The sequence below is a fragment of the Sporocytophaga myxococcoides DSM 11118 genome, from assembly GCF_000426725.1.
GTDB classification, from domain to species: Bacteria; Bacteroidota; Bacteroidia; order Cytophagales; family Cytophagaceae; genus Sporocytophaga; species Sporocytophaga myxococcoides.
Genome location: NZ_AUFX01000003.1, coordinates 242980 through 268263, shown reverse-complemented (window position 1 = coordinate 268263; position 25284 = coordinate 242980). Strand labels below are relative to the sequence as shown.

20 protein-coding genes are annotated in these 25284 nt (G+C 35.0%); 13 read left to right on the top strand and 7 right to left on the bottom strand.

What is annotated here, in order from left to right; genetic code table 11:
- The first annotated feature begins 225 nt into the window (after window positions 1–225).
- From K350_RS0100895 to K350_RS0100880, 4 genes are all read left to right on the top strand, one after another.
- Window positions 226–3225 (top strand): PAS domain-containing protein, encoded by a 3000-nt coding sequence (locus K350_RS0100895; RefSeq protein WP_028978311.1) that lies wholly within the window; start codon window positions 226–228, stop codon window positions 3223–3225.
- An 815-nt stretch (window positions 3226–4040) separates the two neighbouring features.
- Entirely contained in the window at window positions 4041–4433 is a 393-nt protein-coding gene (locus K350_RS0100890; protein ID WP_028978310.1) for a response regulator, read from the top strand.
- Window positions 4434–4813: 380 nt separating this feature from the next.
- Window positions 4814–7693, top strand: a complete 2880-nt coding sequence (locus tag K350_RS32965; RefSeq protein ID WP_156026805.1) for an Ig-like domain-containing protein — start codon at window positions 4814–4816, stop codon at window positions 7691–7693.
- Window positions 7694–7816: 123 nt separating this feature from the next.
- The gene (locus K350_RS0100880; RefSeq protein WP_028978308.1) at window positions 7817–9709 is read left to right on the top strand and encodes a glycoside hydrolase family 44 protein; all 1893 of its coding nucleotides are present in this window, start codon (window positions 7817–7819) and stop codon (window positions 9707–9709) included.
- A gap of 285 nt (window positions 9710–9994) precedes the next feature.
- On the opposite strand, the gene K350_RS0100875 is transcribed toward K350_RS0100880, so the two are convergent.
- Window positions 9995–10891 carry a PorP/SprF family type IX secretion system membrane protein gene (locus K350_RS0100875; protein ID WP_028978307.1) on the bottom strand — a complete coding sequence of 299 codons (897 nt, stop codon included), beginning with the start codon at window positions 10889–10891 and terminating at the stop codon, window positions 9995–9997.
- 103 nt (window positions 10892–10994) lie between these two features.
- Between K350_RS0100875 and K350_RS0100870 the strand changes: the two genes are divergently transcribed.
- The 5 genes from K350_RS0100870 to K350_RS0100850 all read left to right on the top strand — a co-directional run bounded on the left by K350_RS0100870 (window position 10995) and on the right by K350_RS0100850 (window position 16883).
- The gene (locus tag K350_RS0100870) at window positions 10995–11576 is read left to right on the top strand and encodes an RNA polymerase sigma factor (protein WP_028978306.1); all 582 of its coding nucleotides are present in this window, start codon (window positions 10995–10997) and stop codon (window positions 11574–11576) included.
- Window positions 11510–12688 (top strand): T9SS type B sorting domain-containing protein, encoded by a 1179-nt coding sequence (locus tag K350_RS0100865; RefSeq protein WP_162144107.1) that lies wholly within the window; start codon window positions 11510–11512, stop codon window positions 12686–12688. The genes K350_RS0100870 and K350_RS0100865 overlap by 67 nt, the downstream gene beginning before the upstream one ends.
- A gap of 3 nt (window positions 12689–12691) precedes the next feature.
- Window positions 12692–14125, top strand: a complete 1434-nt coding sequence (locus K350_RS0100860) for a leucine-rich repeat domain-containing protein (protein WP_028978304.1) — start codon at window positions 12692–12694, stop codon at window positions 14123–14125.
- A 241-nt stretch (window positions 14126–14366) separates the two neighbouring features.
- Window positions 14367–16046 carry a glycosyl hydrolase gene (locus K350_RS0100855; protein WP_028978303.1) on the top strand — a complete coding sequence of 560 codons (1680 nt, stop codon included), beginning with the start codon at window positions 14367–14369 and terminating at the stop codon, window positions 16044–16046.
- Between the two features lie 114 nt (window positions 16047–16160).
- A complete protein-coding gene (locus K350_RS0100850; RefSeq protein WP_028978302.1) occupies window positions 16161–16883 on the top strand; it encodes a hypothetical protein in 723 nt (240 codons plus the stop codon).
- A 357-nt stretch (window positions 16884–17240) separates the two neighbouring features.
- On the opposite strand, the gene K350_RS0100845 is transcribed toward K350_RS0100850, so the two are convergent.
- Both K350_RS0100845 and K350_RS26835 read right to left on the bottom strand, forming a co-directional pair.
- Window positions 17241–18080: an SDR family NAD(P)-dependent oxidoreductase gene (locus K350_RS0100845; protein ID WP_028978301.1), complete on the bottom strand. Its 840-nt coding sequence runs from the start codon at window positions 18078–18080 to the stop codon at window positions 17241–17243.
- A gap of 65 nt (window positions 18081–18145) precedes the next feature.
- Window positions 18146–18562 carry a helix-turn-helix domain-containing protein gene (locus tag K350_RS26835; protein WP_037573516.1) on the bottom strand — a complete coding sequence of 139 codons (417 nt, stop codon included), beginning with the start codon at window positions 18560–18562 and terminating at the stop codon, window positions 18146–18148.
- A 145-nt stretch (window positions 18563–18707) separates the two neighbouring features.
- Here K350_RS26835 and K350_RS26830 point away from each other — a divergent pair, with 145 nt between their 5' ends.
- Complete coding sequence (locus tag K350_RS26830; RefSeq protein WP_051312737.1) at window positions 18708–19226, top strand: NUDIX domain-containing protein; 519 nt, start codon at window positions 18708–18710, stop codon at window positions 19224–19226.
- Between the two features lie 102 nt (window positions 19227–19328).
- Here K350_RS26830 and K350_RS0100830 read toward each other — a convergent pair whose 3' ends face one another.
- The 4 genes from K350_RS0100830 to K350_RS0100810 form a co-directional block, all read right to left on the bottom strand.
- On the bottom strand, window positions 19329–19784 hold the full coding sequence (locus tag K350_RS0100830) for a hypothetical protein (RefSeq protein ID WP_028978300.1): 456 nt from the start codon (window positions 19782–19784) through the stop codon (window positions 19329–19331).
- Between the two features lie 578 nt (window positions 19785–20362).
- A complete protein-coding gene (locus K350_RS0100820; protein WP_028978298.1) occupies window positions 20363–20827 on the bottom strand; it encodes a hypothetical protein in 465 nt (154 codons plus the stop codon).
- Window positions 20828–20837: 10 nt separating this feature from the next.
- Window positions 20838–21416, bottom strand: coding sequence for a hypothetical protein (locus tag K350_RS0100815; protein ID WP_028978297.1), 579 nt, complete (start codon window positions 21414–21416; stop codon window positions 20838–20840).
- Window positions 21417–21458: 42 nt separating this feature from the next.
- Entirely contained in the window at window positions 21459–21971 is a 513-nt protein-coding gene (locus K350_RS0100810) for a hypothetical protein (protein ID WP_156026803.1), read from the bottom strand.
- Between the two features lie 519 nt (window positions 21972–22490).
- On the opposite strand from K350_RS0100810, the gene K350_RS26825 reads away from it, so the two are divergent.
- The 3 genes from K350_RS26825 (at window position 22491) to K350_RS0100790 (ending at window position 25153) form a co-directional block, all read left to right on the top strand.
- Window positions 22491–22859, top strand: a complete 369-nt coding sequence (locus K350_RS26825; RefSeq protein WP_037573513.1) for a hypothetical protein — start codon at window positions 22491–22493, stop codon at window positions 22857–22859.
- Window positions 22860–23339: 480 nt separating this feature from the next.
- Window positions 23340–24116 carry an MbnP family protein gene (locus K350_RS0100795; RefSeq protein WP_156026801.1) on the top strand — a complete coding sequence of 259 codons (777 nt, stop codon included), beginning with the start codon at window positions 23340–23342 and terminating at the stop codon, window positions 24114–24116.
- An 86-nt stretch (window positions 24117–24202) separates the two neighbouring features.
- The gene (locus K350_RS0100790) at window positions 24203–25153 is read left to right on the top strand and encodes a cytochrome-c peroxidase (RefSeq protein WP_245598397.1); all 951 of its coding nucleotides are present in this window, start codon (window positions 24203–24205) and stop codon (window positions 25151–25153) included.
- Window positions 25154–25284: the final 131 nt, after the last annotated feature.

The following is a 25284-nucleotide window of genomic DNA, read 5'->3' as shown; positions in this document are numbered from 1 at the left end:
CGGAATCTATATTAATGAGCCATGCTATCCCAACACCAGAACTCTAAGAAATGATAAAACAAATCGGAACAGGGAATCACTTATAAAACAACTATAACTTTTTATGTGTTATCTTAAATAAGTAAGAATGGGAAATAGATAAATGAATCAAAGGAGAATTAAACCTTAATTTTATCATCTACAGCTCTTGTGAAAATAAAATGAGGTTCAAGATGAAATAAATGTATGAAGTTAAAGTATCAGTTAATTCTGTTATTTTTATTAATAATCATACTGATTACTTCTACAATCAGCATTCTTTTCTATAAAAGCCAGCAACTTGTCTTACGTTCCTATATTGAAAATCATTTAAGGTCAATATCCAAAACAAAAGAGCTTAGGATTGAATCCATTATTAAATCCCGTAAAGAGCTCATAGGTCTTTCTGCAAGCAATCCACTTATAGTAGTTGGTTTGACTAATTACCTTATTGACCCAAACAAAGAACATCGGTCAGAAATTGTTCAAATATTAAATCATTATAAACAGTCCATTGAAAGTTTTAAAGAGGGATATGTTTTGTCCAAAGACGGACAAATTATTGCTTCAACAGATTCGACAGCAATAGGGAAGAAATGGGCTTCTGATGAAACTTTCAGAGTAGCTTTATCGGGAAGAAAATTTTTCGATGACTTACACTATAACAAGGAGAAACAACTGAATGCCTATTTATCTTCTCCCATATACTCTGAGGATAGTATCATTGGAGTGATTATAATGTCTCGGACTGCTGAGGGCATTCTTTCTTTAAGCAATGATTATACAGGCTTAGGGAATACAGGAGAAACCTACTTAGGAAAACAATTTGGAGATTCGATTGTGTTTCTCAATCCATTGCGCTTTGATAAAAATGCTGCGCTAAAAAGATCTTTCCCTGCTAAGGATTATTCCACTTCCATGGGGAAAGTTATAAATGCAAAAAGGGATACAGTGCTACGAAGTAAAGATTATCAGGGAAATGAAGTACTTGCCGCATTAAACTACTTTCCGGAAACAGGTTGGGGAATGGTAACGGAGTTTGATTATAAGGAAGCAATGGTTCCGATTATATTATTGAGAAATCGATTACTCATATTTAATGGAATAGTTATCCTTGTTGCCGCAATCTTTGCTTACCTTCTTGGAAGTGCATTCGTGAAACCTATTGAAGAACTAACCACTAACGCAAATAAGTTTTCGGAAGGAGATTTTTCTCAACTATCCGGTATTAAATCGAAGAATGAGATTGGGGTATTAGCACATTCCTTCAATGTGATGGCTAAAAGGCTGCAAAAGAAGATTGTGAAATCAGATACGATGTTTTCTACAGTATTCGATTCGGTGGAGCAAGGAATTATATTATTAAAAGTAATAAGAGATTCTTCTGATCAGATTAATGATTTTGAATTTGTCCTTGTAAACCGCTGGTCTGAAAAATTACTTGACCGAGCTAAGGGGGATCTTATAGGAAAAAGATGGTTAGAAGAATATCCTCATGTGAAAGAATTAGGGGTATTTGATTTGCAAGTAAAAGTCATGGAAACAGGGGAGACTATTAACACAGATTATTTTTATGGGTTTCAAGGCATTAATAAATGGTTTAAGAACAGAATTATAAAGATAAGCGAGGATGAAGTACTTGCTACTTTTGATGATATCACTCAACAAAAAGAGGCTAACCTACAAATTGAAGATCTTCAGTCAATATTCCTTGAATCTCAGTCTCTGGGTAAAATAGGCAGCTACGAATGGAATTTTCTGGATAAGAAACTGACATTAACTCCGGCTATGTCTGATATACTATGTTATGCTATTAAAGATGTAGCTGATGTGTCAATGGAAAAACATCCCTTTGTTGAGGTTATTCATCCTGATGATAAGGAAAAAGCTAACCAGGCTATCAGGAATGCAATTTATGACCACAATCTTTACAATGTAGAGTATACCATTTTGTGTCCAGGCAATATTATAAAGTATGTTTGGTCAAGGGGAAAGGTGTTTTATGATAACCAGGATAAGCCAATTAAAATGATAGGCACTGTCCTCGATATTTCCGAATGGAAAAGAAGCAAGCATGAAATTCAAAAAAGAGAGCTTCTTTTAACCTTTGCTGAAGAAATGGCAAACCTTGGTAGCTACGAATTTGATATTGAGAATGGAAAAACTACCTGGTCGGATCAATTATACAAAATGTATGGTTACGCCCCCAATGAGTTCGAACTTACTGAGGAAAATCTTTTAAAGGTTGTCCACCCTAATGATAAAGAATATTTTAAAAGAATATTTGATCAAAGGATTTTTCTGGAGGATGCCTTTGATTATCAGTTTACCTTTGTCAGGAAAGATTCTTCGGTAGGAGTCAGTTATGGAAAAGCCAGGGTATTTAAAAATGAAAATAACCAGGTAACTAAGGTCACAGGCTTTATTCAGGACATCACAGAAAGGGTAATGCTGGTGGAGCAATTAAGAAGTCTTAATGCTGAACTTGAAAGTCGTGTGAATGAGAGAACGAAAGAATTATCAATTATCATTGATAATTTGAAAATGTTGAATGACTCACTGGATAACTATGCGTATATCATATCTCATGACCTTAAAGCTCCGCTTACAGTAATTGAAGGACTGGTGCCTTTTATTAAAGAAGATTGTCAGGCCATACCATATGATGAAGAAGGAATGAAAATGCTGGATATGGTTGCTGCTAAGGTTGAGGATATGAAAAACATTATTGAAAATGTTTTGAGGACAGCAAAAATGCAAAAGCAAATCAAAGAGCCTATCAATCTTTTGCATCTTTGTCAAGATGTTCTCACTACATTAAATCCTCCTTCTCATTTTCAAATTCAAATTCCAGATTCTTTGCCCATAGTGAATTATAACAGGACCTCTCTTAAGCAGATTCTCCAAAACCTTATAGGAAATGCTATCAAATATATGGACAAAGAGAATCCGAATATCAAAATCGAATCGATTGAAAAGGATAAATACTATCAGATAAGTGTCAGTGATAATGGTTCTGGAATTCCTGAGGAAAAGTTATCCAGAATATTCGAGAGGTTTGAAATAGCTCATAGTAAAGAGAACATAGAAAGCCATGGCCTGGGACTTTCAATAGTAAAGCAGCTTGTTGAGGCAAACGGTGGAAGTGTATGGGTGGAAAGCAGGTTAGGAAAGGGTAGTGATTTTTATTTTTCCATACCCAAATAGTTGATAAGGTTTTCAATAACTTCACCGGAAAGAGAAGTTCCGATGCAATCGCTGTTCTCTGAAAACCAATTATTATTTTTTTGGATTAGCTATTTAGGTCCCTTTGACGATAATGGACACATTAAGTAAAAGCATAAAGTACCCCACCCTAAATCCTTCTCCTGAAGGACATAGCCGTCAACTTAATATTATTTAGTAAAGCTCAATCAGCTCCTTTGTCATCCTGAGCCCTGCGAAGGATCTGATAATCACAAAATAAATTGTTATTTAAACTAGCATTCTGCTAGATACCTCAAGTTTAATTCTTTTGGAAAGCTCAGATGCCTTACAAGTTCAACATGATAAAGTAAAGATTCTTTATGTTGACGGTCATGTCCTTCAGGAGAAGAGTTAGGGATGAGGTTTACTGGCTTTGATACGGGAAATAAATAACTAATCCTATAATTTTTTTAGGCATGAAGGGTCACCTTTTATTTTCTATTTGGATAGTAGTATTGAATTTATAAGATTGATGATTAGCTATTGATCTTTTATTTCCTGAATGAATTATGAATAAGATTATCAAATGTATAGTATAAAGGATTTCCATTTTATTGACTTTATTTTTTACCAATTATACCAAGACTTAATCTCCTCTTATTTTGAATAGCTAAGTGCGGATACGAGTTGGGTGAAGGACTCTGGAGAAAATTCCAGCTTTATAATTATCGGGTTGTATTAAAACTGAAAGAAGAATAAAAGTAAAAAATGACCTTGATAAAGGTAAGTTAATTTAGAGTATGAAGGCAAATGAGTTTTTAATGAAATTTTAGGGAATGAAGAAAATAGAAATACTTTACATCTATAAATATGATAAAAACCAATTACTGTTTAATACCTATTTCAGAGCCATAAAGGAATATAAGATCCACTTGTGCACTAGGCCTAGCGAAGCAGTGCAGGTTTTAATTCATTTTAAAATTGATGTGATTATAGTGGATCAACCATCTCCCTCAAGAATGGGAATTGAGTTTTTAGATGAGTTGCCTTCATCGGTAAAAATGCCGTTGAAGTTCCTTATTTCGAATCACAGAGATTCATCTTTGCTTGAAAAAGCAAAAGATGAGGGAGTTATTAAGGCCTTCTTTTCTGAACCCTATAAGTTGAAGGAGATTGATGAGATGATAAAAAAAATGCTTAGATTTTTCGATAGTGCCGGATGTTCTTAATAAAGAATAATTCTTCTAGAAATTCATTTAGATAATAGTAGTTCATTTGTTTAAAGGGTTTATTGTATTTACAATATCATATAATAAGGTATATATTTATTTTTAAATAACAGGAGGATTAGCAGCAAACATTCTATCATAGGTATTGACAATAATTTTCGCTTTATAAAGCGATACTCAACTTTATAAGTAGCATGCTTTGATTTTCTCACATTCAAAATTAATTATCTGTTAAATCCCTAAATTGTTAGGCTTATATATTTTTTATTAATTATTTTTTTGAGGGGTCACCTTTAATTTTCTTATAGGATAGTAGCATTGAATTTAAGTAAGATTGACGATTTGTCGTGAATCTGTTATTTCCTGAATTCAATACAATTATGAATAAGATTATCAAAGGTATGTTATGGAGTTCAATTTTATTGACTTTATTTTCTTATACATATACCAAGGCTCAATCTCCTCTTATATTGAATAGTTATGCTAAAGTTACTGCGTTTCCTGGATGTACTCCATGTTTCACGCCTTGTAATCAGGTACAGGTTGACAACATTTCAAACTTTAACGTCGGTGATAATGTACTATTGATCCAGATGAAAGGTGTGGATATAAGCTGGGCACAGGACTCTAGTTTTGGCACCATATTAACTTATGGAAGTGCCGGTTTACATGAGGTATTGAAGATATCTTCTGTGAATCTAAGCCTGAACATAATTTCATTTACTACCCCAATGGCAGGGAATTACGATGTTGCTGGCAAGGTGCAGCTAGTGAAGCAATTTCAAAGTCTTACTGATTACACAGTCACAAGTTCCGGAATTACTTGCGCTGCATGGGATGGAGACAAGGGAGGGGTGCTTTTTATGGAAGTTAATGGAAAGATAACGTTAGATGGTGATATAGATGTAACAGGAAAGGGATTTCGCGGAGCTGAAAATCCTAATAGTAATATAGATACAGCAGTATGCGGAACAGGAGGACCGATTGGTAACGTCTTTGCGAATGGCATTTACTTTTTGGATTATTCTCATAGGCAGTGGGCAGGCAGAAAAGGTGAAGGTATTGCAGAGTTTAGAAACCCTGCATATGAATTAGGAAGAGGTCCTCTCGCAAATGGCGGCGGCGGAGGGCTGAACCATAACAGTGGCGGCGGAGGAGGTGCAAATATGGGATATGGTGGTTTGGGTGGCAATCCTTATGTAGGATTATCTAATTCAAATTGTGGAGTTGTCGCCAATGGAATGGGTGGTAAAGTCCTTGATCGAATGGGAGGTCTTAGAATGTATTTAGGAGGCGGTGGTGGAGCTGGTCACGAAAATAATAACAGAGGTAATTCAGGAGGGAATGGAGGTGGGATTATCATTATTAAAGCAACTCAGATAGAAGGGAATGGGCATAAAATAATTTCAGACGGCTTTATAGGATTCAATTATGCAGGCGTAAACGGTGGGCTTGGAGAAAATGATGGAGGTGGAGGCGGTGGAGCAGGAGGTTCTATAAAAATAGATTGCAATGATTTTGGTTCAACAGCTCTTGTGTTACAAGCCAGAGGCGGAGATGGAGGGAGTCTGACCGTAACTCCTGAAAATGCACATGGCCCAGGAGGAGGTGGAGGAGGCGGTTTAATTTGCTTCAGTGCTTCTTCGATGAGTAATCCACTGGTAACTGTAGTTTCAACTGGTGGAAATGCAGGGACCGTTAATGATTTGTTAACGACAAGTGGGGCATTAAACGGAGGGAACGGAATTACAGCTTACTCTTGTAGTTCAATTTCATCTGTTCCTCCCTCTCAGATTCCATTTACACTAGGAACAGATCAAGTCCTTTGCTCTACACCGGTCGTAATCCTGGACACGAAATTAGATAAAAGTTTATATACCTTTTCCTGGTATTTCAATGGCTTACTGATTTCAGGCGCGAAGGATCCAGTATATATCACCAACCTTCCCGGTAAGTATGCTGTAAAGGTAACTACTCCTTATTGCTCCTCTACAGACACAATTGTTATTTTTAAAAAAGGATCTGAGATTCCGATCAATCAAGTATTCTGTGCATCTTCCGGGCCTGTTTCTGTGAGTTTACAAATTGGAAATACTGATCCTGCAGGGAACTATGAATGGTATGATTCGCCCATTGGAGGGAATGTAATTGGTGCTGGTACAACCTTCACCTTTCCATCATTAGACAAGGATACTACATTGTATGTAATGGATAGCAACAAGATAACGACAGTGATTGGACCTGACGGATCAAGTAGTGCTCAGGTTTATTATGTCGGCAATAGTAGTGGAACAGATATCACATTACAGGAACATCAAAGGAAATTCAATGTCCAGAATGAGATGTTATTAAAATCTCTGGAGGTTTGGCCAGCACTCAATTCAGGAGGGTGTGGTCATAATTCTACGTTTACGCGAAGCATTACTATAACTCTTTATCAGAATAATGCTCCAACATTACAGACTGCGACAGGTATTATTCAGTGTGGAGTTAAGTCAAAAGTAGATATAAACTTTACTATACCCCCGGGAAATAATTATGAATTGCGAGTGGATGGAATTTCCAAAGGAGATTTGATGATGAATGATCAACATATTACATATTCGATCCCTGATATAATGAATATCATATCCAACTACAGTAAGTCAGGTGTTTTTTTCAACTGGGAGATTGAGTATGGTTCACCTTGTTCCAGAGTTCCAGTATGGGCCAGGCAGGACTGCCCATTACCTGTTACAATAACTAAGTTTTATGGTCAGCAAGTTAATAGCATAAATTATTTAATATGGAATACAGCAAGTGAAATGGATATAAAGAATTATATTGTTCAGCGCTCGCAGGATGGGCTTGTATTTAAGGATATAGGAATAGTAGCTGCAACAGGTTCCAGTCATTATCAATTTCCTGATCCAAATATTTTATCAGAAGGGTATTACTATAGATTAAAGATCATTGAACAGGATCAATACGAAAGTTATTCTAAAATTATTTATTTAAAAGGCATGTCTGATCAGTTGTTCAGTATATTTCCAAATCCAGCCAGGAATGAATTGAATTTGCTGATTACGAAAGAGAGCTTAGGTGCTTATATATCAATTTGGGACGTTACGGGGAAAAAAATTTTATATACAAAAGTTACTCAAGAACAAGTCTTAAAACCAGTGATATTAGACATTACCAGTTTGAGTGCAGGAGTATATTTTATAAACTGTTATTCTGATTTTGGATCTGAAACATTAAAACTGGAGATTATAAAGTGATAGTTGAAAGGTTTTCCTTATAACCTCTGTAAATAATAAATCAAAAATTTGCAATTAAAAATATCAGAAGAAACCTTGTGCATACATCTGCTAATTAATGGATCGTCTTATAAAAATTAATATATGAAAAAATCATTACTGATATTTGCTTTATTAACAAGTTTAATGGCTTCTGCACAGCAGGTGCAACTGACAGTGGATGCCCACCAAACTCTGGGTGAAATATCCCCATGGATTTACGGAAAGAACAATAGTATTTCTGATGATCCTTTCTACCCTACAACGGAGGCTGCATGGAGTATGTACAGAGATGCCGGGTTAAGAATGTACCGCGAAAATGGTGGTAATAATTCAACAAAGTATAATTGGAAGCTCAAACTAAGCAGTCACCCTGACTGGTACAATAATGTGTACTCTCACGATTGGGACTTTTCTGCTGCTACATTATTGGACAAGACATCAAATACTCAAGGACTTTATGGCCTTCAGATACTCGGAAAAGTTGCGGCAACAAAAAGCTATAATTTTGATGATTATGCGTACAATCAATCAAGATGGTGGGGGGGAGTTGGTCAAAATCTTGCAGGAGGAGGTATTGTTAACCCTGATGGCAGCAAACCTGCTTTAAAAGAGGGAAATCCTGACTTATATCTGAAAGACTGGCCGGCAGATTCCACTGTAGGAATCTTTGATCATTGGTTTAACAATTTAAATCTGGATGCTTCAAGACTCCAATACTGGAATATGGATAATGAGCCTGATATTTGGTCATATACTCACAATGATGTAATTACGGGGGGATTGACCGCAGAAGAATTTATACAAAAGTATTTTGCTGTGGCAAAAGCAGCAAGGAAAAAATTCCCTAATGTTAAATTATTAGGGCCTGTTGTTGCCAATGAATGGTTCTGGTATTTGTGGGACAATAAAAAGGTTGTGGATCCAAAGGACAATACAAAATCGTATCCATATATGGAATACTTTATCAAACGGATTGCTGAGGAACAAAAAGCTACAGGTATAAGACTTTTAGATGTATTGGACTTTCACTTTTATGCTGGTTCAGATAATGATATTACAAATACTTTACAGGTGCATAGAGTATATTACGATACAACTTATCACTTTCCATATGCCAATGGAACTAAAACGCTTAATGGAGGTTGGGATGAAAGTCTTAACAAGGAGTATATTTTTGAGAGGTCCAACCAATGGCTCAATAAATATATGGGGAGTAACCATAATGTCAAACTTAGTCTAACAGAGAATGGATCTGTTCACCACGGAAACCCTAATGTGGTCACATGCTGGTACGCTTCCACTTTAGGTGTGTTTGCTGAAAGAGGAGTGGAGATTTACACACCTTGGGATTGGTATACTGGTCAGTGGGAAGTACTTCATTTGTTTAGCAATTACTTTGGGACTAGAGCTGTAAAGACAACTTCCAGCCTGGACTCTCTGGTATCCGGTTACTCAGCCTTGTCAGCCAAAGGGGATTCACTTATGATAGCTTTAGTTAACAGAGATCAGAATGGCTCAAGAGATGTGACTATAAATCTGAAAAATTTCATCACTTCGACTAGTGTGGTTAATGGGTATCAATTAGCTGGTTTGCCTGGAACAGAAACATTTGTTTCAAAAACCAATAACGCCTTAAAGAAAAAGTCCTATGCCGTTAGCGGAAACCAACTCTCCATTACAATTCCCCAACTTTCGGTGACAATGATTCAGATACCTGCTTTCAGTCCTGTAACAAGCATTGAAGATTATCACAAGAACCATGCAGGTCAGGGAATCAGCCTATATCCAAACCCAGCCAAAAACAAGCTAGCTATTGAAGGTGCATTATCAGGTAATGTAAAAGTTATTATTAGTGATGTAACAGGAAGGATCAGCAAGGAAGAAATACTTTTAGATAATAATGAAGTTGACATTTCGAATTTAGACAAAGGACAATACATCATAAGGATAATTACTGCAGACAAGGTTAGCACTCACAAATTTATAAAAGAATAATTTAGCTGAAATGCGGTTCCTGTTTTTAAACAAACATTTGAATCGCAAAGAAACTTTATCAGGTCCCCAGGTATCTTTAGTCTCCCTGATTTCCAATCAGCAAATACCTCCAAGAGATCCACAGCCTTGGAGGTATTTGCAATATATTCAGATACGGTTATAATAAACTTTAAACCTTAAGTTCAAGTGGGTTTAAGAGGTATAAAATTAAGTCTTATTGTAGTTATTTAACGATGACTTGGAGGTGCAAAAAATCAGAATGATTTTATTAAATAAACTCTAGACTTATCTATTCTTATCTAGTTTATATGCCAGCATTATTTCAAAAGAATGAATATTTCTTAAATTTTTAGAAGGCCATGGTGAATTATAGGAAAACGTTAAATCAGTATATCCGCTTAAAAAATTAAAATCTTTAATGCCCAAAAAATAAGCTGTTCCTTTGTTCAACTGATAACTGAGTCCTGCAAATAATATATTGTTCATCAAAAAAGATCCACTAACATCCAGCTCCGACCTCTCGTTTTTTAATGTATATAAAACAGAAGGAATAAACGTAGAACCAGGAGAGACTATTATCTCTCTTAAATAAAAAAAGTTATAGTATCTTTTTACCGGTATTGGCTTTGAAATAACTTCAATAGAATTATTAAAGATTTGAGAAGAGGAAATTCCAATCCTTTCGATATCTCTGTAAAGCAAAAGGCCTATACTTCCGTCCGGCGAGTAAGAAGAAACACCTGCAGATGTAGGAGAAGGGTCTACTGAGAAATTTAGGTAACCAAAAGAAGCACCACTTGAAAATTTCCATTCTTCAGAAATATTAAGATGATAAGCATACTGAGCATACACTCTGTTTATAGAAAAAAGAGGTCCTTCTTTATGACTCATAATGCTTAAACCTATACCGTGACCTGCCCCCGCATCATTTTTTAAGGAAAATTCACCTATTGCAAAAAATGTACGTATTCTATTGAAGGGAGCTGCATTTAACCTTTCTCCTAGCCTTAAAGCAGCTTTGTTATCCAGGGCTGTGGCGGCAGGATTTATAAAAGATTGATAGTTAAAATATTGAGAGAATGGAATGGGGTAAAGGAAATTATTCTGAGCATTTAAATCAACTGATAATATGAGTACCAGAATTGTAATGGAGTATTTCTTAAATGGACTGACAACCCACACGATTAATTTATAATTATTTTAAAATGAGCACTTAATATTTTATAAAATTTTATGTTTTAATAAAGGGTCACAATATACAACAGATACGGATAGAAGCTTAAATATGGCTAAAAAGGATAAGGAAATACTTGAATTTATTGCTCAGGGAAATGATAACCAGGCCTTATCATTAATATATAAATATTCATTGCCCAAAATTAGAAAATACATTCTTAATAACAACGGAACGGAAGATGATGTAAGAGATATATTTCAGGATACAATGGTTACTTTCTACAGACAGGTAAAATCAGGCAAATTCAATGAAGAATTTGAAATCGACGGATTTCTATATACAGTTGCAAGGAATCTTTATATCAAACATGTTACAAGATATTCAAATAAAAATGTCCGTAATTCTGATACTGAACTTGTGATTGAAGATGCATCTTCTGAAGATCTGTTGCAACAAATTATAGGAGAAGAAAAGAGAGTGATTATTAATAACCTGTTTGCTGAATTAGGTGGTACCTGCGCTGAACTCCTTAAATTGGTAGTGTTTAACAATTTTAATTTAAAAGAGATCGCTGAAAAAATGGGATTCAGCAATGAAGGGGTTGCCAAGACCAAGAGCTACAAGTGCAGACAACGATTGATAAAGTTGTTAAAAGAAAATCATCAATTAGTAAACTACCTCAGACATTGAATATATCAGAAGAAAAATATGATCTGATCCAAAAGTACCTTGAGGAAAAACTTTCTCTTGAGGAAAAAATTGCTTTTGAGCAACAACTGGAGACAGATGCTGAACTAGCTGAAGAGGTGCAGTTACATCAGCTTGTAAATGAATATTCCTTTGAAAAAGGATTAGTTGAAATTTGGGAGAAAGTAGGTCAAGACTTATCTCAAAAGCCTCCTTCTTTTCCTTATAAAAAAACAATCATAATTGTCATTGCAGCATTTATATTGGCCACACCGATAGTTTATTTTACTTTTACTGCAAAGAAAGAAAAACAAGTTAGCTTATCTTCAGAAACACTCTCGTCGAGAAAAGAAGATATATTTGATTTGGAATCTGAAAGTAAGACCAATGATACAGAAGTAAAAGATAATAAAGTAAAAGAAAATAATTTAATAGCAGATCATGCAATAAAACGAAACAATATTGATGATCCTGCTTTAAAAAAAGATCAGGTGATTTTTAAAACAGATTCAAGTTCAGAAATAAAAATACCAGCAGTAAGTGATAAGGACAAATTTCAGGAAACCAAGCCGCTATTGGATTCAGATCCTCATGTAATTCCGAATAAAACCTGTCCTGAAATTACTTTTAATGTCAGAACAGAGCCTGCATGCATGAATGATGATAATGGAAGCATACAGATCATTGTTTCCGGAATTAAAGGAGGAGAAAAACCTTATAGTTATTCAATTGGTGGAAATGAACTTCATTCACAATCCTACTCTAATCATCTTGCGAAAGGAAATTACTCAGTCCTGGTTATAGATAATCGGGGTTGTGTGGGAGAAAAGCTGACGGAGGTTTCAGAAAAAAGATGCATTCAATACAAGGATTATACTTTAAACTTAAATCAGGACACATGGAAGATTCCTCTTTCGTCAGAGGAAAGTGGTTCAATTAGCATTACTGACCAGGCAGGAAGAATAATATATAAGAAAAAAATCAATTATGGTGCTCAGGAAGAATGGGATGGAAAATCCCTTACAGGAGAAGTTTTAGAAATGGGTACTTATTATTATATTGTAGAGTTAGATAAAGGAGAAATAAGACAAGGGTATATTACCATTGTTTACTAAAGTATGAAAAAGGCAGGTTTCTTTTTGGGAATGATATTATTGTTATCAGTTGGGAAAGTTTTTTCTCAAACTGTCGTTATTCCTGATCTGAACTTTCGGAAGTTTTTAGTGACATATTATGGATCTGTAATGGATGCAAATCAAGAATTGATTATTGCCAATGCAGCATCTGTAACAGGCACTTTTTATTGTGGGGAAGCAAATATAGCAAGTCTTGAAGGTATTCAATATTTTAAAGGGATTACTGCTCTTAGCTGTATTAAAAATAATCTGACAACCCTTCCTGATCTTAGTAACCTCATCAATCTTACAGAGATATACGCATATGAAAATCAAATAACGGTTTTACCTCCTTTGAACAAGTTGGTCAATCTAAAAATCCTGAATGTGATGGACAATAAGTTATCTGCTTTTCCGGACATTACTGGTTTAATAAATCTCGCAGAGATCTATGTTTATAGAAATCAGCTTACTTCAATTCCGGATCTTTCAGGATTCGGTAATCTTCAGACTTTTCAATGTTATGAAAATAAAATTACTTCTATCGGTAAAATGCCTGCATCTCTTAAGGATTTAAATTTTGGCCGTAATTTAATTACGTCCTTTCCCGATATCTCGCTTGCAACAGGCTTAATCTATCTAAGCTGTTATGTTAATCAGCTCTCTTCTGTACCAGAACTATCTGCTTTTACTTCTTTAGTTCAATTAAATTTAGGAACAAATAAGATTACTTCTGTACCCAATTCTTTAAGTTCTTTAACTAATTTAACTTATCTAACTCTTGATAATAATTTGCTTACGAGCTTACCGGATTTATCATCTTTGACTCAATTGACTTACTTCGATCTTAAAAAGAACTATTTAACTTTTGAAGATTTTATCCCATCATCTTCTAATCCGACTTTTAAAATTTGGGAGGTGGGACCTCAAAATTTAATAGAAGTAACTTCTTCTTTTAAGGGCATTCAAAATAAAGCAATTGAGATAGAATTTCCCTTCGATCAAAATATGAATGATCTAACTTTTTCATGGTATCAAAATAACGCATTAAGAACACAAACTTCGGAACCTTCATTGGTTATCTCTTCGCTTGATAAATCAGATAATGGTACCTATTATTGCCAGGTTACTTCTTCCAATGCCCTGCTTAGCTCCTTAAATTTTACTACGACCTCTTTTACCATAACTGTGTTGCCGGATTTTATTTCCGGGAAAGAGCTTACCCTTACGCCTAACGGTGATGGTAAAAATGACGAAATTTATTTTGAGGAAAATGGTACTCTTAAAGTTTACGATTCATCAGGAAATCTTGTCGATAAAATGACTTCCCCATGCTATTGGAATGGCCTTAAAAAGTCAGGTGAGGAATTGCCAATAGGTTTTTACGTTATCCGTATCAATGAAGATATTACTTATGAAATAAATGTTGTAAAATAAATTTTTACAAAGCAGATGTTTTATTTTTTCTCTGAGGCTTGCTGCAATAAGTTATCTTTCGTCTTTGGTATTAGCACCTTCTTCTTGAAGTTGAGCAGATTTGAGGATTCTTAATAGATGTCATCTTATTGCAATATTATTATAACTTGTTACCCTTTATTCAAAAATAATTTTTATAAGAATGGGCTATTGGTCACATTTTCCCTATCCCAGGGATAGTAGAGAAAAATGACAATAGAATATGAAAACACCTTTTACGAAATTACTCTTCTCGCTTACTGTATTTATAAGTTTTATAATTCAGGTTCCATCTTCTGCACAGTCTTTGGTAACAAGTATAGAAGCTGAAAGCGGGGTCTTATCCGGAGTTTATATTGCCAATCAAACAAGCAATTCCAGTGGAAGCTATGTTACGGGTTTTGATGAAGACGGCGATAAAGTAACAATTACGGTGAATGTAAATACATCCGCTTATTACAGATTAGAAATTACTTACCGCGGCAATCAAGGGACAAAGATCCAGGACATTTACTTGAACAATTCTTTACATGGAAATTTTACTTTTCCGTACAGCACTAACTTTGTTCCATTGAGTATTGGAAACATTTATTTAAATGCAGGAAACAATAACATTGCTGTAGTTAAAAACTGGGGTTATATGGATGTAGATAAAGTTAGTGTCTATTCATCTCAGCCTAATCAATTCAATATTGTAGATGATTTAATTGACCCACTCGCTACTCCTGCAACAAGAGATTTATACAAATTCCTGAAATGTCAATTCGGCCACAAAATAATTTCAGGTCATACTGATCAAAAATTTGATAGTGTAAAATTCGCAACTGGAAAAACTCCTATGTTGCGGGCATTTGACTTCCAGCCATATACTCAGGGCTATCCTTATAAGTGGGAAAATGGAGGACATACTTTTGGTGCAGTGGATAACCAAATTACCGAAGCTGCTATAGCCTGGTATGAAAGCACCGGTAGAAAAGGAATAGTGAGTTTTCAATGGCATTGGCATTCTCCGACTGGTGGCACTGTCAGCAGGAATACTTTCTGGACTGGTGAAACAACATTTGATGTGCGTGAAGCAGTAAAACCAGGAACGCCACAATATATTGATATTATTGAAGATATTGATGCTATTGCAGTACAATTGAAAAAGCTTCAAACCTCAAACGTTCCTGTAATATGGCGCCCGCTACATGAGGCAGGAGGAACATGGTTTTGGTGGGGTGCTCATGGAAGTCAGGCTTGCATCGATTTGTATTACATTTTGTTTGATAGATTAGTAAATTACCATGAGATCCATAACTTGATCTGGGCGTGGTCTTCTCCAGAAGTTGATTGGTATCCTGGGAATAACAAAGTTGATTTAATAGGATATGACTCTTATCCTGGTTCTTTCAATTATACCATACAGAAGACAATGTTTGATCAACTTTATTCAATAGTAAAAGGGGAAAAGCTTATCGCCCTGACAGAAAATGGTCCGATTCCTGACATTGATAAGAGCTTAACCATGGATGCTCCTTGGTCATATTTTATGACTTGGGATAATTCATATTGGTCAGGAAATTCAAGTGAACACCTTCAGGAAGTATATGACAATCCTAACGTACTGACTATTGAGAATCCAGGCAGTTGTGTGATTACAGATGTTTCCTCATCTAAGGAGACCTATGGATCAATCTATCCTAATCCAACAAATGGGGTTCTGAATATTGAGCCCCCAATAGATTTAACTAACGCCAGTATTGCGGTGATAAACATCCTTGGTGAAGAAATTCAACTTTTGCCAGTAATAAATGGAAAACTTGCAAGTGTAGATGTAAGCGGATTATTGCCGGGGAATTATTTGTTTATCATAACACAGGACGATGCGATCATTAAAAAGAAAATCACTGTAATTAAATAAGCAGAATGTTCAATGAAAAGCCTGACTTAAATAGTCAGGCTTAAAGAGTGCAGGACTCATCATGAGAGATATATTTTAGGTTGGATTAGGGTTCAAGTATAAATTAAGATTAACATGCAATTTAAAATCGGTTTTATTTTCCTTCTTGTTATTCTGACTTCATGTATAAATCATGATAAAGAATTGAACGATATTGTTATCAGAAGTTTGAAAGTTGGTAACTGCGATTATAAAGATGCCTCTGATTTGGTTTACGGAGTTAATGATCCTTTTTTATCAAAAGAATTACCATTAGGTTATCCTGACTTATTTACGTTCAATTTTCCTGATAAATGGGAGATGGGAACTATTATCAATGATGGATGTCTTTATCCGGGAAATTTTGATTATGGAAATTGTTACGATAATTTCTTAAATAATAAAGTACAATATTATTATGAACAGTATTTCTTATTACCTAGTTGTAGCACTGTTATTGATACAGCCTTAGTACATGGAGATAGTATAGGTTTGTCGATTGTGAATAATGTTAAGTTCAGGCTGCCTGATTTTAAACAATACAAAGTTTATTTTTCATATAGATTTTACCGTTCAGTTGAAGTGCCTTTTGCTCGTTTTGGTACACTTGTTTTATATGATAAGAAATCCAATTATATAAAGTTTATAGAACTATATAAAGATGAAGCTAAAGATAATTATGCATTCAGTCAGTATTTTTATATTGATAAAAATTATAACATTAGAATAAGAAGTTTTTATAATGATGAGATTTATATATATCCAACAGATAAAACTATATCTCTTGAGCACTTAGTTAGTGAAGAAGTTTATAAATAAGTAAAATATATTGCTTAGCCACAGTCCACCGCCATGGACTGTGGCGCTTTACTCCCCCGGCCTGTGTCTTCACCATAGCTGTCAACATAACTTATAAAACTTCATTCACTTCATTATATTCATTTTATGTCACCCCTTCAGGGTTTAAAAAATTTCACCTGACTATTCACTATAATCATGTCAGCCCTTCAGGCTTTAAATATTCTTGATTGAATCCCGAAGGGATAATATGATTGTAGTTCCCATGATAATCAAGTACCAAAACCCTGAAGGGGTGATATATTTCTTAAACTACGATTTAGTTTGTTAAGTTGACACCAATGGCTGGAGAGGAGATGTTAGTCGAAGTGGTTTATATTATGCTTCGGACTGATATTCTTGTTTATATATGTAGTCAACCTTATCCAATATTGTACTGCTCATTTCGGAAAATTTAGTTGGTCTGATTTTTCCTTTTTGTATAAAATCACCTGCTATACCTTTGAAGTTGGCAAAAGCATCATATACCTTTTTTGCACCGTATCTTGGATGAGGAAATGCCAATTTCGCCACCCACTTTAATAAGAATGGCATTCCATCACTACCTGTCATTTGTGTTTTATTACCACCAGGGCAAACACTTCTGATTTCAATTCCTTCTGTTTTCATTGTTTTCGAAACCTCCTTTGTCCACAAGGTTAGAGCCAGTTTTGAAAAAGCGTAAGAACCGAACAACTTTTTAAAATTCTCAGGTTTTTCAAGAGTTTGAGGGGAAAACTTCTTTACTGTCAACAGGATATTTGACGACGTGTTGACGATTGTTTTATCAATGCCTTTCTTTAGCAAGGTTTTCATTTCCATTGCGATGATATAAGGTGCTACCGTGTTTACCTCATAATGCAATTCTCTGCCTTGTGGTGAATATTTAAGTTCCCCAATCCCAACTCCGGCATTGTTAAACAAGACATCGATGCTGTATTCCGTATTCTTTATTTGGATTAAAGCTGATTTTAAACTTTTAAAATTGCTGATATCTGCTTTATAAACTCTTAACTTTTTGTTGATGATAGCCTCATGGATAGACATTTCATTTTCCGGAAAATCTGAGCGTATTAAGGCAACAATGTCCCAATTTTCTAAAAGTAACTTTTTAGTTAGTTCAAATCCCACACCAGAATTTGCCCCCGTAATCATTGCTGTTTTTCTATTTTGCACCATGTTAATTCAGTTATTATTGCAAAGATAGATCAGGTATATACGAAGAAAATAGTATGCTTTTCTGTTTAAATAGTGTTTTTTTCTGTTTCCGGATTCAAAGAGTTTAAAAAGTAATGATTGCGGAATTGCAAGGGGGTAGTGCCAGTATAGCGTTTAAAAAGTTTTATAAAATTGGAAGGCTCATAATCGAATTTGCTGGCTATTTCGCCTATTGGCTTGTCTGAATTGATAATTAAATTTTTACATATATCAACGAGTTTTTCCTCAAAAATGCTACAGGGAGATTTGCCTAAAACTTTTCTTATGGTGTCGCTTAAATGGTTAGGATTTATAAACATTAATTCTGCAATCTGTTTTATGCCATAAGAAGTTTCGACATTCCCATTTTTTAAGTCAGCCAGATGTTTATCAAGTTCTGCTAAAAACTTGTCAGCAATTTGTTTTTTTCTAAAAGAAATATGTTGGTCATTTTTATGTTCCATGGTTATATTTACTGTCTGTTACCATTAAGTGTTAGAGCTGCCGGTTGTGAGAGAACCAAAGTATCAATGTTCTGCGCTAAAACTAAGCTAAAATAGTGAAAAAATGCTGAAGTTTATGCTTCAAGTTTAAAGTGTTCCACCGGCCATGGAGAGAATTCAAATACTTCAAATTTGTTCTGAATCAGGATTAACAGGATTTATGCGGAAAACAGGATATAAATATTTTACATATAAGGTGGCTTCGTTTTTATGGAAGATAGTAAAACCAAAGTCATTTGGAGCAAGGGCTATGTTGATAAAGGACGATGAAGTTCTTTTGGTTAAACATACTTATCAAACAAGCTGGTATTTCCCAGGTGGTGGATTAAAAACAGGGGAGACCTATGAAGAGGCCATCATAAGAGAATTAAAAGAAGAGTTAAATGCTGAAGTTTATAAACTGGAATTATTTGGTGTATACAACAGCATGTATGAAGGGAAGAATGACAGCATTACAATCTTTCTTTGCAAGGAATTTGAGTTATCTCATAAAAAGTCCAGTTCAGAAATAAGTGTATTTAAATTCTTTAAACTAAACGATCTTCCTCATGATGTTTCACCTGGGTCTATAAAAAGAATAAATGAATACAAGAACCACACTTATCCTGCATTTGGAAGATGGTAATGAACTGGGATTTATGGGAAGGGGAGATAGAAAGGATTATCATTAATGACTCTGCACCTTGGCCTGTGCTACGACAGGTCAAGGTGTAGAGTAAAATCAATTTTAGTCTTTAGTACTAACAGATCCAGTGCCTTGCGCATGTTCTCCTCCAAGGTTAGCAAAATCAATAGAATTAAAAGTACTGGTTGTAACTCCTTCTTTTACTGTTGTGTTAATGATACCTGAAGAAGCATTCCAAACAGTAGTGCCTTCGAAAACAGTTAATGTCACTTTCAACCCTGATTCAGATAGATTGACAGTAGTATCCTTGGTAGGTTTATTAGAAAACGTAATATTGAACAAGGTTCCGCTAGTACCTGAAGTGCCAGTTTGGATATATTTATTAGAATTATCTTTTTTTGAAGTGGCAACCATTTTGGTTTGTTCTACACCTTTAAAGTTTAAACTTGCTGAATTCGTGAAAATTGCCGGAAGGGGATTTTTATTATCAGCACATGAACACAATAAGATTGTAAGAGCTGCCAAAACAGCAGAAAATGAAAGGATTTTTTTATGCATTGTTACCAGTGTTATGATTTTATACTTATTTAAACTAACGAAAATATTCTTGTGATATTGGTCTAATAGGTTAAGAATCACATGATAGTGTATTTTATTAACTATTCCGTGGCCTTTCCTCTGACAGGTTATACTTTTTACGGGAAATGGTCTGTTGATGTTGAGATTAATATTAATACTGCTAAAAACAGATATTTTGTCTTTCTATATGCAAAAAGAGTAAAAAGAAGCGGAGGGCAAAAAACAACCTTGTGCAAAGTAAGGGACATATATAAGGGATATATATATGTCATTTGGCTCACATAGATGTCATATACCTGTCATGTATGCTTGAACTATGCTTGAATTCCCTTAGAGCGGGGACAAAAAGAAATGGTAATCATTTAAATGTAGGATCTTAAAAAAGTATTATGGTACATTTGTTGAGCCCTTTATTTCTTTAAAGATATAATAAACATTCAAGTGTCCTGGGTTAAGGTTTTAGTTTTTTTATAACTATTTATCTATGATGACTCCTTTATACCCTCCGATAAGCCACGATGTAGGTACTAAACCATCTGTGTTTTATTAGTTGCTTATTAGAATTCCGCTCCGCTTGTTTCCCCCAAATAACTTTTCACAATTAATACATGCTCTGTATTTACCTCTTCTTCCTCTTTGAGTAAAATGAATTGCTCTTGAGTGATCACTTTACTTCCTAATTTATACCTGACTTTCTCAATATCTGTAGGCATTCTAAATTTTGAATGTTTTGAATTGCAGTTTGCATTTAATGAATCAATCAACTGAATAAGCTTTTTTCTATTTAAGTTTTTATCCTTCAGGAAGGAAGCAATCCATAAACTTTCTCCATGTTCGGGAATTCCGAAATCTATATCAAAAACATAGGGAATTATAACTGACTCCAGCTTAAACCTGAACTTATAACCTGTACAGCTTTTCATTTCTGCCAACTCATTCCGGGCAAATTGAGGTAATATGGGATTGCAGCTAGTAAGAGAAGCAAGGATTGCGATCAATTGTATATGTCTCTGAAACTTCATTTTCAATTATTTATTCCAAATGATTCTTTCTCTGAATCCGGATCAGCCACTTGATCCACTTGTCCTGAAGCGCTTTTAATTCTCCTGGTGTAGAGTACATGGATACATGGCCAAAGTCTTCTCCTGTTATTATAGTCAGCAATCGGTTTGCTCTTCCGGCAACTGTAAATAGATCATCTCTTGAAACACCTCCATGACCAAAAGACTTCATTTGCCCTGCAAGAACTCTATCCCATATGATTAAGTCCGCATAGTTGGTCAGACCTACCTCTTTCTTTTGAGTCACTCGTTTAATTAACTCAGGAATTATTTCACTGTAATGAAATGCTATCCAATATTCCGCTAAAAAAAGATAATAATGGTTGCTGTCATTATCAATCTTATCAAGCATAAAGGAAGCAGGATAATGCCTGGTAGTCGTGCTGTCCATGAAAAAAAGTTGATCAAACACCTTTGTCTGTACTGAAACTGCTTCGTTAAAGCGGGAGGGAAGTTTCCCATTTATGGGAAATCTTAAACTATCTGTTTGTGCCTGTGCACCCCATACTCCGGAAATAAAAATCAAAACTATCAAAAAAAATATTCTCATAAATTAAAGGTTACATAATGCGATGTTCAGTTTATTCCATTTCTAAGAAATCCAATAAGAAAGACTTATAATAACATTGTTATTCTTAAGGTCTGTAAATTCAATTCCGCCACGCCCTTCTTTGGGGCCATTCTGGTAATTGTATTTTCGTCTGCAAATCTGCACCACTCTGAGACCGGTTTTCTTTTCTGTAACAATTGCTTTCCCGATATTCATCTGCTTTATAATAGCTTTTCTTAAATCAAAATTAGTAACGCCAGAAAGTTCTCTTAAGTTTAAAGTATCACCTGCATTGATTAATTTCTTAACGTTTATGGTGTCGCTAAGCTTCCTTTCTAATTCATTGGTAACATCCTTTTTGTTAAGAAGGATGATATAATTTATTGTCTGAAACTTCGCTACATTAACAATTTCCTCATTCCTAAGATCCATTTTTTTTATGCGCTCCATGCCTCCGTATCCTGACTTGATCCGGCAACAAGGTTTGAATCTTGTAGAGCTGCAACCAGCCAATAGAGCCATAATTGACAATATGATTACTAATTTGAATGACATTCTTTTCTTCTTTTTTTCTATTGGAATTGGTTAAAGGTTATTCAGAAAAATGTTGAGTAAATGGGACTGCATATAAAAATAAGTAAATTTTTACCAAGTACGCTTTTAGAAATCAATCGTGAAAATGGAAAAGATGAATATGGAAGGTTATAGAGGGAGTAAAATGGACTATCGGGGGGAAGGAATAGCGATGCAATCGCTATCCTCGTGAATCCTCGTTAAGTTTATTCTAACTAGCCAAGTCTGTGGAAAAGCAAACGAGGACTATTGGGCCGAAAAGCGTAAAACGGAAAGTAAAAGAAGTGAAAGTCAAAAGTTTTAAAAAAGGCCTGACCTAGTTAATATAGCTCAGTGAATCAATGCAATAAAAAGATATCAACGCCAATGTATAAAGAAAGGAGAGTAATTAGTTTATTGTGAATCAGTAATACAATTAAAGAATAAAATCAGTTTTAAATTTCTGAAATATAAAATTGCACTTGTTTATTTCTGATATATATTTGCACATCTTTCAGGGGTTTGAAAAACTTATTACTTATAGCGGCCATTTTCGGAATATTACTGCACAACTTCAGTAAGTTCATGATCGTTGCTTCTTTTGAAGCGAACAGGGCTGTCATTGCTAAAACCCTTTGTGTCAAAAGAAATGAAGCAGGTAATAGTTGTCTGGGAAAATGTCATCTCAAGAAGCAACTTGATAATGAAAGCAAAAAAACAAACGGCTTAAGTTCTGATAAAACCTCTTCTGAAACTCAATTTATTGAACACGTTTCTTCTGTTCATTTCAATTTAATTCAGATTTCCTCATTTGATTTTGCTCCGTACCAAAAGGGCAACCATATACAGCTTTATTTTTCATTCTTTCATCCTCCCCGGCAGAACAGCTAAGGAGAAATCCATTCCTTTATTTCAGCATTCATCATTACTGCAAATTATTCTATGATGTGAATTCATCAGGGAAAAAATAATGCAACTGCATTGCTTTCTGTCATTGCAATATCAATGATGTTAAAAACGCACAGTCGTTGTGCCTTGTTATGCATGAATGTAATGGAAACTTCTGTAAGAACAGAAGAACAGGATTGGTGTATCTCATAGAGCCGTTTTCACTGACACTTTAACACAAAATAGAAGAGCAAAACTAAAGAGCTCTGCTATTCCAATTGCTCAATTTAAATCTCATCCCTAACCCTTCTCCTAAAGAAGAAGAGAACTGTCGACGATAAAAATGTTTGAATTAAAACTAATGTGACTAATAACATACACATTAAAGTCCCTCTCCTTCAGGTGAGGGATTTAGGGTGAAGTCTTTTATGCTTTTAAATTACTTTATAAACATTATAAATAAACATTGTAAACATCACAAATATGCTATTAAAACATCATTTATTTCTGTCCATACTATCATTACTATTCATAATGCTTACAAGCTGCAAGAATACAGAAGACACACCTCAGCCTGCCACTCAGACTCAAAACCTGTCGCTTAAGATGTCTACTGTAATAGGTAATAAGCCGATAGATTTTACTTCTGTCTTTACTACAGAAGCAGGTGCAAGATATACGCTGTCCAGTTTCCGATATTATGTTTCAAACATTCGTCTTGTTAAGCAGGATGGAAGCGAGTATCCTATTACAGGAAAATATCTGCTTGTAAATCCGGCAACAGAAGATTATGATCTGGGTCAAGTCCCTGTGGGTGACTATAAAGGCTTGAAGTTTGCTGTCGGTATAGATTCTGTTACAAATCATGCAGACCCTACTGTGTATCCAACAAATAATCCATTGGCTATTCAAAGTCCTGGGATGCACTGGAGCTGGAGCTCCGGATATATCTTTTTAATGATGGAAGGAAGCTGTGATACTACCAACACCAATACGGATGTACAAACCTTTGGTCAGTTCAGTCATCCATTATTTTATCATATAGGCATGGATATGCTTTATCGTGAAGTAAATTTAGATAATGTATCTTTTGCAGTAAATGCAAACGATAAGAAAACACTTCATGTACAAACTTACCTTAATAATTTTTTTACAGGTATAGATATTAAAACTGAAAATGCCTCTCATACTATGGGATCAGTGCCTTTGGCAACTAAACTGGCAAATAATATTCAAACAATGTTTAGTGTTATCCAATGAGGTCTCTGTCTTTTTCTTACGGTTATAATTTTGTAGCCGTAAGAAATTATTTTATTTACTATATCCCATGCTTGCTCTTATCGCTTGTGTCCTGTAAGAAAGGTAAGGAAGCTGAAGTAATGGAGAAAGCTAATACGGTTATTACCTTGCAGTTACCCAAAGGATTTCTTTATCCTGATATTCCTCTGGACAATCTTCCGACGCAGAATAGAATTGAGCTGGGTAAATTGTTGTTTTTCGATCCCATTTTATCTAGAGACAGCACCATTTCCTGCGGAACTTGTCATCTGCCGGATAAGTTATTTGCAGATAACCTTCCCAAAAGCATCGGGATTGACGGCAGGATAGGAGAAAGGAATGCACCTTCTCTTTTAAATGTAGCTTATCAACCTTCTATGTTCTGGGATGGAGGCAATCCCACACTCGAGCAACAAGTGCTCGCACCGATTGATAATCACAATGAAATGGACTTTGATGTCAATAAGGTTGTAGAGAGATTAAAGAAGCATGCCCGATATCCCTTGTTATTTCAAAAAGCCTATAATCAGGAGCCGAGTGTTTATGCGCTTACCAGGGCAATTGCCTGCTTTGAAAGAACTTTGTATGGCGGCAGCTCTGCATATGACGAATATTCAGATGAAAATCCCAGTGCTCTTACTCAGTCTCAGATCAACGGAATGAATCTCTTTTTCGGAGAAGAAGGAGAATGCTTTCATTGTCACACAGGTTTTACATTTACAGATAACAGTTTTCGTAATAACGGGCTATATTCGGTATATGCAGATTCAGGCAGGGCAAGGATTACTCAAAACCCATCGGACATAGGTAAGTTTAAAGTTCCCTCTCTTCGTAACGTTGAAAAAACTGCTCCTTATATGCATGACGGGAGCATGGCTACGTTGGAGGAGGTTATTGATCATTACAGTAAAGGAGGTCATAAGCATCCTAACAAAAGTCCGATCATACAACCTTTAAATATTACAGATCAGGAAAAGGCTGATTTGATAAGCTTTTTAAAGGCTTTGACAGATCGATAGAATAAAACATTAACTTGATTAATGCTATAGTTCTCGCTGGCTTATAGAAAAGTGACAAAACTAAAGCAAAGAGATTTATTATAAACTAATCAAGGCATTATTCTAACGACAGGAATTAAAACACTAATCCT

Bases quoted from the DNA above. Each gene is read 5' to 3' on its own strand.
- K350_RS0100855 (WP_028978303.1), top strand. From the start codon at position 14,367: ATGAAAACACCTTTTACGAAATTACTCTTCTCGCTTACTGTATTTATA.
- K350_RS0100880 (WP_028978308.1), top strand. From the start codon at position 7,817: ATGAAAAAATCATTACTGATATTTGCTTTATTAACAAGTTTAATGGCT.
- K350_RS26830 (WP_051312737.1), top strand. From the start codon at position 18,708: ATGGAGAGAATTCAAATACTTCAAATTTGTTCTGAATCAGGATTAACA.
- K350_RS0100810 (WP_156026803.1), bottom strand. From the start codon at position 21,971: ATGTCATTCAAATTAGTAATCATATTGTCAATTATGGCTCTATTGGCT.
- K350_RS0100850 (WP_028978302.1), top strand. From the start codon at position 16,161: ATGCAATTTAAAATCGGTTTTATTTTCCTTCTTGTTATTCTGACTTCA.
- K350_RS26835 (WP_037573516.1), bottom strand. From the start codon at position 18,562: ATGGAACATAAAAATGACCAACATATTTCTTTTAGAAAAAAACAAATT.
- K350_RS0100890 (WP_028978310.1), top strand. From the start codon at position 4,041: ATGAAGAAAATAGAAATACTTTACATCTATAAATATGATAAAAACCAA.
- K350_RS0100795 (WP_156026801.1), top strand. From the start codon at position 23,340: ATGCTATTAAAACATCATTTATTTCTGTCCATACTATCATTACTATTC.
- K350_RS0100815 (WP_028978297.1), bottom strand. From the start codon at position 21,416: ATGAGAATATTTTTTTTGATAGTTTTGATTTTTATTTCCGGAGTATGG.
- K350_RS0100830 (WP_028978300.1), bottom strand. From the start codon at position 19,784: ATGCATAAAAAAATCCTTTCATTTTCTGCTGTTTTGGCAGCTCTTACA.
- K350_RS0100860 (WP_028978304.1), top strand. From the start codon at position 12,692: ATGAAAAAGGCAGGTTTCTTTTTGGGAATGATATTATTGTTATCAGTT.
- K350_RS0100870 (WP_028978306.1), top strand. From the start codon at position 10,995: ATGGCTAAAAAGGATAAGGAAATACTTGAATTTATTGCTCAGGGAAAT.
- K350_RS0100820 (WP_028978298.1), bottom strand. From the start codon at position 20,827: ATGAAGTTTCAGAGACATATACAATTGATCGCAATCCTTGCTTCTCTT.
- K350_RS0100845 (WP_028978301.1), bottom strand. From the start codon at position 18,080: ATGGTGCAAAATAGAAAAACAGCAATGATTACGGGGGCAAATTCTGGT.
- K350_RS0100895 (WP_028978311.1), top strand. From the start codon at position 226: ATGAAGTTAAAGTATCAGTTAATTCTGTTATTTTTATTAATAATCATA.
- K350_RS32965 (WP_156026805.1), top strand. From the start codon at position 4,814: ATGAATAAGATTATCAAAGGTATGTTATGGAGTTCAATTTTATTGACT.